Annotated in this window: 8 protein-coding genes; 5 read left to right on the plus strand and 3 right to left on the minus strand. The window is 76.4% G+C overall.

From position 1 onward, the window contains the following. The first annotated feature begins 93 nt into the window (after positions 1-93). Both ABD223_RS25900 and ABD223_RS25905 read left to right on the plus strand, forming a co-directional pair. Entirely contained in the window at positions 94-3,279 is a 3,186-nt protein-coding gene (locus tag ABD223_RS25900) for an ATP-binding protein (protein ID WP_344039100.1), read from the plus strand. 137 nt (positions 3,280-3,416) lie between these two features. Then, complete coding sequence (locus ABD223_RS25905) at positions 3,417-4,949, plus strand: bifunctional 3-(3-hydroxy-phenyl)propionate/3-hydroxycinnamic acid hydroxylase (RefSeq protein WP_344039101.1); 1,533 nt, start codon at positions 3,417-3,419, stop codon at positions 4,947-4,949. 149 nt (positions 4,950-5,098) lie between these two features. On the opposite strand, the gene ABD223_RS25910 is transcribed toward ABD223_RS25905, so the two are convergent. From ABD223_RS25910 to ABD223_RS25920, 3 genes are read right to left on the minus strand one after another with little or no spacing between them, the layout of a single operon-like run. Next, entirely contained in the window at positions 5,099-5,800 is a 702-nt protein-coding gene (locus ABD223_RS25910) for a response regulator (RefSeq protein WP_344039102.1), read from the minus strand. Beyond that, a complete protein-coding gene (locus tag ABD223_RS25915) occupies positions 5,797-6,990 on the minus strand; it encodes a sensor histidine kinase (RefSeq protein ID WP_344039103.1) in 1,194 nt (397 codons plus the stop codon). Before ABD223_RS25915 ends, ABD223_RS25910 begins: the two co-directional genes overlap by 4 nt. Further along, on the minus strand, positions 6,987-7,559 hold the full coding sequence (locus ABD223_RS25920) for a hypothetical protein (protein ID WP_344039104.1): 573 nt from the start codon (positions 7,557-7,559) through the stop codon (positions 6,987-6,989). Before ABD223_RS25920 ends, ABD223_RS25915 begins: the two co-directional genes overlap by 4 nt. 291 nt (positions 7,560-7,850) lie before the next feature. On the opposite strand from ABD223_RS25920, the gene ABD223_RS25925 reads away from it, so the two are divergent. The 3 genes from ABD223_RS25925 to ABD223_RS25935 are packed head-to-tail and all read left to right on the plus strand — an operon-like array spanning position 7,851 to position 11,655. Next, entirely contained in the window at positions 7,851-9,014 is a 1,164-nt protein-coding gene (locus ABD223_RS25925) for a 3-deoxy-7-phosphoheptulonate synthase (protein ID WP_344039105.1), read from the plus strand. A gap of 26 nt (positions 9,015-9,040) precedes the next feature. After that, a complete protein-coding gene (locus tag ABD223_RS25930; RefSeq protein WP_344039106.1) occupies positions 9,041-10,039 on the plus strand; it encodes an FkbO/Hyg5 family chorismatase in 999 nt (332 codons plus the stop codon). Beyond that, the gene (locus ABD223_RS25935) at positions 10,036-11,655 is read left to right on the plus strand and encodes a hypothetical protein (protein WP_344039107.1); all 1,620 of its coding nucleotides are present in this window, start codon (positions 10,036-10,038) and stop codon (positions 11,653-11,655) included. The genes ABD223_RS25930 and ABD223_RS25935 overlap by 4 nt, the downstream gene beginning before the upstream one ends. Positions 11,656-11,779: the final 124 nt, after the last annotated feature.

The raw sequence follows: 11,779 nt of genomic DNA on the forward strand, positions 1-11,779 counted from the left end.
GGGCGCCCTCGGCGACCACCCGGCCGGCCGGCCGCGGGAGCCGCGGCGCCGGGCGGAGGTAGGCTCGCGGCCTCTGCTGCCTGGGGGTCGTGCGTGCGGTTCGGGGTCCTGGGGCCGTTGCGGGTGGAGCGCGACGGTGGCGTCGTGGCGGTCGGCGGCCCGAAGCAGCGTGACCTGCTGGCGTTGCTGGTGCTGCGGGCCAACCGGGTCCTGAGCGTGGACTGGCTGGCGGACGCGCTGTGGGACGGGCGGCCGCCGGGCGGGGCGCACGTGACGCTGCGCGGTTACGTCGCCGGTCTGCGGCGGGCGCTGGAGCCGGGGCGCGGGCGGCGCGCGGCCGGCGAGGTGCTGCTCGGGCACACCGGCGGCTACGAGCTGCGCGTCCCGCCGGGTTCGGTGGACGCGGTGCGCTTCACCGACCTCGCGGAGGCGGGCGCGCGGGAGCTGGCGGGCGGCGACCCCGTGGCGGCCGAGCGGCGCTGCGCCGAGGCGCTGGCGCTGTGGCGCGGCGACGTGCCGGTGGCGGACCTGGCGGCGGTGCGGCCCGACGTGGCGCGGCTGGTCGAGGCGCGGCTGACCGCCGGCGAGTGCCGGTTCACCGCCGCCGTGGCCGCGGGCGGGCACGACGCCGTGCTGCCGGAGCTGCGCCGGTTCGTGGCGACCCACCCGGACCGCGAGCACGCCCGCGCCCAGCTGATGCTCGCGCTCTACCGGGCGGGGCAGCAGGCGGAGGCGCTCGCCGCGTTCGACGAGGGGCGGCGGCGGCTGGCCGAGGAGCACGGCGTCGCGCCGGGCGAGCGGTTGCGCGCGCTGCACCGGCAGGTCCTCGACCACGCCGTGCCGCCCGTGGACGTGCGGTTCGCGGTGCCGGACCGGACGACACGCGATGCCGGAGCGGAGGACACGCGCGGTTCGGCGCTGGTGGGGCGGGCGGTCGAGCTGGCGGTGCTGGACGGGGCGCTCGCGGCGGCGGCGCGGGAGGGCGGCCGGTTCGTCGCGCTGGTCGGCGAGGCCGGGATCGGGAAGACCAGCCTGGCGCGGGCACTGGTCGAGCGGGCGGGCGTGCCGGTGGTGTGGGGTCGCTGCCCCGACCTCGGGCAGGCGCCGCCGTTCTGGCTGTGGTCGCAGGTGGTGCGGTCGCTGGCGCCGCGCGCGGACGACCCGGCGCTGGCGGGGTTCGCGGTCGGTCCGCCGGCCGAGCGGACCGACCCGGCGGCCCGGTTCCGGGCCTACGAGGCCGTATCCGAGCTGATCCGCTCGACGTCCGAGCCCGCCGGGCTGGTGCTGGTCCTGGACGACCTGCACGCGGCGGACGCCGACTCGTTGCTGCTGCTGAGGTACGTCGCCGCGGCGCTGCCCGAGTCGCGGGCGCTCGTGGTGGCCACGCTGCGCCCCTACGAGCACGACCCGGTGCTGGTCGCGACGCTCGCCGACCTGGCCCGCGGTCCCGGGTACCGCCAGGTGCGGCCCGCCGGGCTGGACGCGGGGGCGGTCGCCGAGCTGGTGCGGTCGCGCACCGGGTCGGCTCCCCCGGCCGACCTGGTGGACCGGCTGGTCACCCGGACGGGCGGCAACCCGTTCTTCATCACCGAACTGCTGGCGTCGCCCGGTGACGAGCCGCCGCCGAGTGTGCGTGACGCGGTCCGGCTCCGGTTGCACGCGCTGGACTCGCCGAGCCGTGACCGGGTGGACCTGTTGGGCGTCGCGGGGCGTGAGCTGGACTTGGCCGTGCTGGGCGGGGTGGTGCCGGACGGGTCTGGCGGGGCCGGGTCTGGCGGGTGGCTTTCCGGGGTGGGGCACCTGGTGGTGGAGACCGGGCCGGGGGTGGTGCGGTTCCGGCACCCGTTGTTCGCCGAGGCCGTGTACGCGGAGCTGGGGCCGGGCCGCCGGGCGGAGCTGCACGCCAGGCTGGCCGACGCCGGTCACGGGTGGCTGTCGCCCGCCGAGCTGGCCCACCACTACGCGCGGGCGCGCGACCGGGCCTCGGACCACCTGCGCTGGACCCTGGAGGCGGCGGAGGACGCCACGCGGCGGTTGGCTTACGAGGACGCCTTGGCGCACCTGGACCGCGCCGCCGCGTTGACGACCGGTGAGGCCGAGTTGGACGTGCAGCTCAAGCGGACGTCGCTGCTCCAGATCACGGTGGGGGTCGGCAGCGACGCGGTGGACCGGGCGGCGGCGCGGGCGCGGGAGTTGCTGGAGCAGCTCTCCGGGCCCGAGCGCTCGCTTCGCAGGAGTCCCCGCCCAGGGGACCCCTGCTTTTACCCTACCGGCGGGCACCGACAATTCCGGGAGTTCGGGACTGATCGGAGGCTCGCCCTGTGGACACTCGGCGAGCTGGCCTGCAACCGGGCGGAATTCGACATCGCCCGAGATCTCGCTACCCGCCTCGTCGAAGGTGAGGTTGGGGCCGAGGTCGGGGTTGAGGCAGAGGCCGGGGTTGAGACCTGGGCCAGGGCTGAGGTTGAGGCCGGAACCGGAGCCGGGGCCGGGGCTGGGGCTGGGGCTGGGGCTGGGGCTGGGGCCGAGAGCGGAGCGGAAGAGCTGGGCGGGGTCGCCGGTCGGTACCTGCTGGGCGTGGTCGCCTACTTCACCGGTCGCCTCGCCGACGCCGACGACCTCCTCACCGCCGCGATCGACCGGCTCGACGCGCGGCTGCTCGTCGGCCGCACCGGGCGCGCGCCCACACTCGCCACCCACGACTTCCGCGCCCTGGTCCGCTCGCTGCGCGGTGACGCCGTGGCCGCGCGGCGGGACCTCCTGGCCGCGCACGAATTGGCCGAGCGGACCGACGACCCGTACGGCCGGGCCAACGCGGCGCTGTTCGCCGGGTGGACCGCCCTCCAGGAGCACGACGTGGTCGCCGGGGAGGTGGCGGCCCTCCGCTGCCGGGAACTCGGCGCCCGGCAGAACATGCCGCACTTCGTGACCGTCGGCGACTTCTTCGCCGAGTGGGCCGCCGTGCGCGGGGGTGACGTGTCGCGGCTCGCTGCCATGCGCGCGGCCGCCGATGGCATCTACCGGCTGGGGTTGCGGTCCACCCGCACGATCACCACTGCCGCCGTGGCTGACGCGCACCTGGTCGTGGGTCGGCTCGACGCGGCCGCCGAGCTGGCCGATGCGGGGCTCGTCGCCGCCGTGGCCGCCGGGGAACGGGTGCTCGTCGCGGAGCTGCACCGGATCCGGGGGTTGGCTCGCGGTGCCGGGGAAGACCTGGTCACCGGGGCGCGCATCGCGGCCGAGCAGGGGGCGCTCCTGTTGGTCGCCCGGTTCCGCTGATCAGGTGCTGCGACACCGACACCGACACCGACAGCGAACCCGACAGCGAACCCCACAACGACCTCAACAGCGTCTCCCACACGATTCCCACAGCCCTCCGCTGTCATGGCTCGGCACAGCCAACAGGGAGGGACCGGATGTTCGACGTTGTCGTGGTGGGGTGCGGGCCGGTCGGCGCGCTCACCGCCAACCTGCTGGGCGTGCGCGGTGTGCGCACGCTGGTCGTGGAGCGCTCCACCTCGCCGCACGGGCAGCCCCGCGCGTTCTCCTGCGACGACGAGGCGCTGCGGATCTACCAGCAGGCCGGGTTGCGCGACGAGGTGGCCCGCGACATGCACCCGCCTTCGGTGGCGGAGTACGTCAACGCCAGGGGTCGGGCTTTCGCCACCATCGCGCTGGACGAGGTCGACTTCGGGTTGGGCGCCCGGCCGCTGCACTTCTTCGACCAGCCCCGGCTGGAGGCGGCGCTGCGCGCGGGCCTGGGGCGGTTCCCCGACCGCGTCACCCTGCGGACGGGGGTCGAGCTGGTGCGGCTGGAGCAGGACGGGGACGGTGTCGCGCTGGTGCTGCGGGACGTGGGCACCGGCGAGGAGAGCGAGGTGCGCGCCCGGTACGTGCTGGGGTGCGACGGCGCGCGCAGCACCACCAGGGTCGCCGCCGGGGTCGGCCTGACCGGCACGTCGTACGCGGAGCCGTGGCTCGCGGTGTCCGGTGACGTGGCCCCGGGCGGGGTGCGGGTGCCGACGACCCGGTTCGTGTGCGACTGGCGGCGTCCCGCGTTCGTCTCGCCCGGCGCGTTCGGCACCCACCGGCTGGAGTTCATGCTGCGCGACGGCGAGGACCCGGAGGTGATGACCCGGCCGGGGACCATCGCCGAGCTGGTCTCGCCGTACGTGGACCCGGAGCGGTTCGCGGTGGCGCGGGCGGTCGTCTACACCTTCCACCACCTGGTGGCCGAGCGCTGGCGGGCCGGGCGGGTGTTCCTGGTGGGCGACGCGGCCCACCAGATGCCGCCGTTCCTGGGGCAGGGCCTGTGCAGCGGGCTGCGGGACGCGGCGAACCTGACGTGGAAGCTCGCGCTGGTGCTGCGGGGCGAGGCGGACGACGCGCTGCTGGACACCTACGAGCGCGAACGCCGGCCGCACACCGAGGAGATGGCCCGCACCAGCGTTCGCCTGGGCCGGGTGTTCCTGGTGCGCGACCGGTTCGCCGCGTTCGCGCGGGACGTGCTGATGCGCGCCGTGCAGCTGGTGCCGCGGGTGCGGCGCGCCGTCCGCCGCTTCGAGTTCAAGCCGCGGCCCGCGCTGCCGGGCTGCCGCGGTGCGGTCGGCGCGATGTTCCCGCAGCCCGAGGTCGTGGTCGACGGCGTGCGGCGGCTGCTGGACGACGTGCTGGGCGCGGAGTTCGCGGTGATCGGGCCCGCGGTGGACCTGGGCACGGCGACCGGGTGGCGCGGGCCGGCGGCGCGGTTCGTGCGCGTGGTGCCACCGGGCGGGGCGACGGGCGGCGGGATCAGCGAGGTCCTCGACGCCGACGGGGTGTTGACCGCGTGGTTCGCCCGCCACGGCACGGGTGTGGTGGTGCTGCGCCCGGACCGGTTCGTCCACGCCACCGAGGTGGCGGCCGAGGCCGTGATCACGCGGGTGCCGGCGGACGGGCGGGCGGGATGAGCCGGCGGACGGGCGGACAGGAGGAGCCCGTGCCGGCGGACGGATCGGCCGGGTGAGCCCGTGCCGGCCGCCCGGCCGTGACCGCGACGTGGCCTGCGCCGCGCGCGGACGGAGGCGCATCGCCCCGCGGCACGCCGGCGGGGCGGGGCTCACCGGGCGCGACCGGCCGGTGGCGGTGGTCGACTACCCGGTTGGACCAGCCCGCTGTGGTAGGCGGCGGCGATGGCCTGCGCCCGGTCGCGCAGGCCGAGCTTCATCAGGATGCGGCCCACGTGCGTCTTCACCGTCGCCTCGCCCACCACCAGGTGGCAGGCGATCTCCGGGTTCGACAGGCCGTGCGCGACGAGCACCAGCACCTCGCGCTCCCGGGCGGTCAGCTCGCCCAGCTCGGCGGAGGTGGGCGCGCTGCCCGCGGGGCGGCTGGCGAACTCGCGGATCAGTCCTTTCGCGACGGTCGGGTCCAGCCACGCCTCGCCGCGGGCGACCGTGCGCACCGCGTCGACCAGCTCGCGCGGCACCGCGTCCTTGAGCAGGAAGCCCGTCGCGCCGGCCCGCAGCGCCGCGTACACGGCCTCGTCCACGTGGTAGGTCGTCAAGATGATGATCTTGGTGGCGTGGTCCTCGCCGGCCGGGTCGGCGTCGATGATCCGCCGGGTCGCCTCGACGCCGTCCACGCCGGGCATCCGCACGTCCATCAGCACCACGTCCGGGTGCAGCTCGGCGGCCAGCGCCACCGCGGCCGCGCCGTCGTCGGCCTCGGCGACCACCTCGATGCCGGGTTCGGCCTCCAGCAGCATCACCAGCCCGGCCCGCACCAGGGGCTGGTCGTCCACCAGCATCACCCGGATCACCCGACCTCCTCGACCCGCTCGGGAACCCGTTCCGGTTGCGGCGCGGGCGCGGGGAGCACGGCGGTGAGCCGGAACCCGCCCTCGGGGCGCGGGTCGGCGGCCAGGCGCCCGCCGACGATCTCCAGCCGTTCGCGCAACCCGGTCAGGCCGTTGTGGGTGGACAGCACGCGGTCGGGCGGCCGGCCGCGGCCGTCGTCGACGACGGTGACGGTGAGGTCGGCGTCGCCCCAAGTCAGCCGCACCTCGACGGTCGCGCCCGGTCCGACGTGCTTGGTGACGTTGGTCAGCGCCTCCTGGGCCACCCGGTAGGCGGCCAGGTCGACGCTGGCGGCCAGGCGGCGGGGACTGCCCTCGACCCGGGTGCGCACGCGCACCCCCGCCGCGGACACCGCGCGCACCAGGCGGTCCAGGTCGGCCAGGCCGGGCTGCGGCCTGCCGGTGACGCCGTCGGGCGGTGGCGGGTCGTCGTGGTAGCTGAGCCGCAGCGCGGTCAGCATCCGGCGCAGCTCGCCCATGGCCTGCTCCCCCGCCTCCTCGATGTGGCCGAGCGCCTTGCCCACCCGCGCCTGGTCGGTGGCGAGCACGCGCCGCGCGCCCGCCGCCTGGAGCACCATGACCGTGACCGAGTGGGCGACGATGTCGTGCAGCTCGCGCGCGATGCGGCCGCGCTCGGCCAGCACCGCCTCCCGCGCGGCGAGCCGCCTGCTGACCCGCGTCCACCGGCCGAAGGCCCAGACGCAGCCGTAGAGCAGCAGGTAGAACAGCGTGGTGGCGGGCATCGCCACGGCCCGCTCCCCCGGCGGGTGGGTCGCGGCCTCCTGGAGGCCGGCCAGCAGCGCGAGCACCGCGCAGGCGATCATGGCGCCGGTCGACGCCCGTCCGGACCGGGTGAACGCGACGGTGAACAGCGCGACGGCGGAGGTGGCGGCCAGGCGCACGTCGACGCCGCTGATCGGGGCGGCGAGCACGCCCTCCACCCACGCGAACGCGAACACGGCCACCGGCCACCGGCGGCGCAGCAGCAGGGCCGCCGAGCCGGTCACGAGGAACGCGGCGGCCGACCAGTCGCGGACGTCGCCGGTCCAGTGGCCGACCAGGGCGGAGAACAGGCAGGCGTCCACCAGGCCGGCGGACACCGCCAGGACGAGGTCGACCGCGACCGGCCGGGGAACGACCCACCGCCAGGTCACAGCGCCCTGCCACGGCAGACGCCGACGTGCTCGCAGATCATCGGGTCCTTGCCGGGGAAGCCGTCCTCCAAGTCCTCGAACACGGGCCTGCGCCAGGCGTCCTCCGCGGCGGGCACGGCGCGCAGCAGCTCGTCGGTCACGGCGTCGCGCAGCCCGGTCTCGACGACGCCGAGGTCCTCCAGGGCGGCCCACACGTCGTGGTCGTGCGCCGCCAGGGCGCGGTTGAACTCGTCGCGGGTGACCTCCCGGCGGTCGGGCCGGTAGCGCGAGGCGTTGGCGGCGGTGACGTTGCCGGCCTTGTCGCCTTTGCCGGTGGGCACGAGCCGCACCCGCACGCCCGCGAGCCGTTCCAGGCGCCGCGCGGGGTCCAGGTGGTCGGAGTCCGGCGCGAGGGGCAGCACCAGCAGGTCGATGCCGTCCGCGGCCTTGGTGAGCACCTCGGCGCCCGCCGGCACCACCACCTCGTCCGGCGCGATCAGGAAGCCGGTGACGAGGTGGCCCTCCCACGGCACGTCCTCGAAACCACGCGCCTGCACGGACACGACCAGTCGCACATCGGAACCGGACACTTTTCCTCCCCTTGTCGCCTCGGCCCTTTTCCTCGGGCGCGGACGGGCGCTTTCCGCGCCGAGCGCGAGCCATTTCCCGGTCCGCACGGACAATGGCACCACCCCCGTCGGTCCGTATCGTCCCCCCGGCGGGGGAGCTTGACCGTCCACCCCGGGTCTTACCTCGATCGAGCGACGACGCGGGGCCGGGACGAGGCCCGGAATCCCACCCAGGGCAGACGAAACGACTCCCCGGATTCGCCACCATTGTCGTGGAAATCGAACGGCGGGCATCGCAGGGAGGCGGTCTCGATGTCGATCGAAACCATTCCGGCGGCTTGGGAACCGGTGTTGTCCGAGCGGGTGGGGGCGCGTCCGGCGGCACAGCGGCCGCCGTGGCCCGAGCACCGGGCGCGGCGGTTCCGGGCACGGCTGGCGGCGCTGCCCGGACTGGTGACGGCCGACGAGGTGGCGGCGCTGGGCTCGGCGCTGGCCGAGGTGGCGGCGGGCCGGCGCCTGGTGCTCCAGGCCGGTGACCGCGTCGAGCCGTTCGCCGAGTGCGCGCCCGGGCGCCTGATCCGCAAGACCGCGCTGCTGGACGGTCTGGCACGGGCCCTGGGCCGGGGCCGCCCGGTGGCGCGGGTGGGCCGGTTCGCGGGCCAGTTCGCCACGCCGTGCTCCCACCCGACCGAGGTGGTCGACGGCGTGGAGCTGCCGGTGCACCGGGGCGACCTGGTCAACGCGCCGCAACCGGACGAGGACGCCCGGCGGGCCGACCCGGCGCGGCTGGTCGCGGGCTACCACGCGGCGCGGGCCGCGACGGGGTTCCTGCGGGAGCGCGGTCCGTGGACGTGGACCAGCCACGAGGCGCTGGTGCTGGACTACGAGCTGCCGCTGGTGCGCCGGGACGAGCGGGGCGCGGCCCTGCTGACCTCGACGCACTGGCCGTGGATCGGCGACCTCACCCGCGACCCCGGGTGCGCGCACGTCGAACTGCTCGCCTCGGTGGCCAACCCGGTGGCGTGCGAGGTCGGGCCGGGCGCGGGCCGGGACGAGGTGCTGGCGCTGTGCGAGCGGCTGGACCCCGACCGCACGCCGGGCAGGCTCACGCTGATCGCCCGGCTCGGCGCGGACCGCGTGTCGGCGCTGCTCCTGCCGCTGGTGGCCGCGGTGCGCGCGGCGGGCCACCCGGTGATCTGGCTGTGCGACCCCGTCCGCGGCAACACCGCCGCCGACGACCGCGGGGCCCGGTTCGTCGACGCGGCGGTCCGCGAGGTGGCGGACTTCCGGGCGACCGTGCGCGTGGCCGGCGCGGTGGCGGGCGGGCTGCACCTGGCGGTCGCGCCCGACGACGTGGCCGGGCGCCGGTGGAACGGCTCGGCGACCCGCTCCGGGTCGCGCGCGGGCCCGCGCGGTCCCGTGCTCGACCCCGAGCAGGCGCTCGCGGTCGTCGCGGCGTGGCACGACGTGGACTGAGAAGGCGAAGATCCCGGGAGGGACAAGTGTTGCGCACCAATGAGATCACACCGCTGCGGTGTTCGTTCCGGACCGCGGGGGAGTTCGAGGACATGGCGGGTGTGGACGTGCTGGGCGCGATCCGCCACTCGGACCGGGCGGGCCCGGCCCGGTGGGAGCACGGCCGCCCGGTGCTGCCGCTGCACATGGTCCGGCCGGGGGTGCCGGAGGTGGTGGAGGTGTGGACCGCCACCGGGCCGGTGAGCACCGGCGAGCACCGGGGCCTGCACTACGCCCACGACGGCGAGGTGCTGTTCGGCGCGGCGGACGTCGGGCCGTCGGCCGGGTGCGGCGAGGCCGTGCGCGAGGCGTACCTGGCGGCGTTCGACCTGCTGGACCGGCTGGGGTACCCGCACCTGTTCCGGACGTGGAACGCGATCGGGGGCATCACCGACCGGGACGCCGGCGGCGGCGACGTCCACGCCGGGTTCCGCGCGGGCCGGGCGCGGGCGTTCGACGAGTCCTCGCGCCCCGCGCCCGCCGCCACCGGGATCGGCGCGCTGGGCGGCGGGGTCGGGTTCTGGTTCCTGGCGCACCGCTCGCGCCGCGCCGTGCACCTGGAGAACCCGTTGGCCGCGCGCGAGCGCCCGGGGCGGAGCGGGTCGCGGTCGCCGGGCTTCGCCCACGCGACGTGGCTGGCGCCGGAGCCGGGGCGCGAGCGGGGCGTGCTCCACGTGTCCGGCACCGCGAGCACGGTCGGCGGCGCCACGGTGTGCCACGGCGACGTGGTGCGGCAGTGCCAGGTGGCGCTGGCCACCGTCGCCGCGCTGATCGGGCCGGAGAACCTGACCCGGCACGGGCTGCCGGGCGGGTGGGCGTTGCAGGACCTGCGCCGGGTCAAGGTCTACGTCAAGCGCCCCGGGGACGTGCCGGTGGTGACGCGGCTGTGCCGCGAGGAGTTCCCCCGCCGGGCGGAGGTCGCCGTGTTCGCGGTCGACGTCCACCGGTCGGACCTGTTGGTGGAAATCGAAGGGATCGCACCGTGAGAGACACCCGAGCGACCACGTCCGTCCACGCCGAGCCCCGGACCGTCCGGGTGCTGATGGTGACCGACGGCGAGGCGAGCTTCGACGAGGCCGACTTCGGCCTGTCCACGCTGGTGGACGTGCTGGAGGCGCCGGCGCTGCCGTGGATCCGGGTCGAGGTGACCAAGGCGCACCGCGAGCGCAACCTGCCCGCGCTGTCCGCCGAGCTGCCGCTGTTCCGCTTCGACGGGCACGACCTGTCGCAGTACGACCAGATCTGGCTGTTCGGCGTGGCGCGGTCCAACCGGCCGTCGCTGGAGGAGGTCGAGCTGCGGGCGCTGGCCGAGTTCATGGACGGCGGTGGCGGCATGTTCGCCACCGGCGACCACGAGGACCTGGGCGTGTCCCTGTGCGGCGCGGTGCCCCGGGTGCGCACGATGCGCAAGTGGCACTGGCCGGAGCCGGGCCCGAACGGGGAGCCGGTGGCGCCGTCGGTCGACGGGCCGGGGCGGCACGACACCCTGTTGGAGGGCAACGACCCGCTGTTCCAGCTCAACGACCAGTCCGACGACGTGCCGCAGGTGGTCACGCCGCGCATGTACGCCACGTCGGACTCGCCGAAGTGGGCGCACCAGGCCTACCCGCACCCGCTGCTGTGCGGGCCGCGCGGGCCGATCCGGGTGCTGCCCGACCACCCGCACGAGGGCGAGTGCTCCGTGCCGGAGGACCTGGGTGCGACGTTCACCCTCGCCGGGTACGAGGTCACCGAGTACCCGGGCGGGCTCGCGCCGGAGGTGGTGGCGTGGTCGACGATCAACGCCCGGCCCGCGGAGCTGGACCCGCGCAAGGGCAGGCTCGACGCGCGGACCTTCGGCGCGGTCGGCGCCTACGACGGGCACCGGGCAGGGGTGGGCCGGGTGGCGGTGGACGCCACGTGGCACCACTTCTTCAACATCAACCTGGTCGGCGACCCGACCGTGCCGCAAGACCCGGTCAAGAGCGTCGGGTTCGCCGCGTCGGCATCGGGTCGGACGGCGTACGAGGAGATCAAGGCCTACTACCGCAACATCGCGGTGTGGCTGGCCCGCCCGGAGGCGCAGGAGGGCATGTGGTGGCGGGCGGTGTGGGCCGCGCGCTGGCACCACCGGGTGTCGATGGACCTGAGGCCGGGTTCGCTCGGCTCGCCGGACCTGGCGGAGCTGCTGCGGGTCGGCGCCGACGTGCGGGAGGTGCTCGCCGCCACCGCGACGCGGGCCGACGCGGCGCAGTGGGCCGGGCGGTTCGGGGTCGGCGCGGCGGGCGCGGGGCGGTGGGAGGCGCTGCGGCCGAGCCTGGACCCGTGGCTGCCGCGCTCGGGCGACGAGCAGCCGGGGCACCTGCCGAACCTGGTGTCGTCGATGCTGCCGGAACTGGTGCTGGACGCGGTGCTGGGCGCCGTGGTGCACGCGGTGGCGGCCGAGTTCCCGGAGCCGACCGAGGAGGCGCGGCAGCGGGCGGCGGGCGTGGAGTGGCCGGGGGTCGTGGGGCCTGCGGTGGCGCGGGCGCTGGAGGCGGTGGCCGGGCAGGTGGCGCGCACCGACGAGGTGCTGAGGTCGGTGGGCGCGGCGCTCGCCACCGGGCTCGGGGCCGGCGGGTGAGGGGCCTCCGCGGGGACCGGCTGGGGGTCGGTCCCCGCGGAGGCGCCGGCGGGCGGGCGCTCCTCGGGGGGGTGGGCGCGGGGCCGTCGGACAGGGGGTTGTCCTCGTCGGGGTCCTCCCGGGG

The organism is Saccharothrix xinjiangensis (assembly GCF_039527585.1).
Classification (GTDB): domain Bacteria; phylum Actinomycetota; class Actinomycetes; order Mycobacteriales; family Pseudonocardiaceae; genus Actinosynnema; species Actinosynnema xinjiangensis.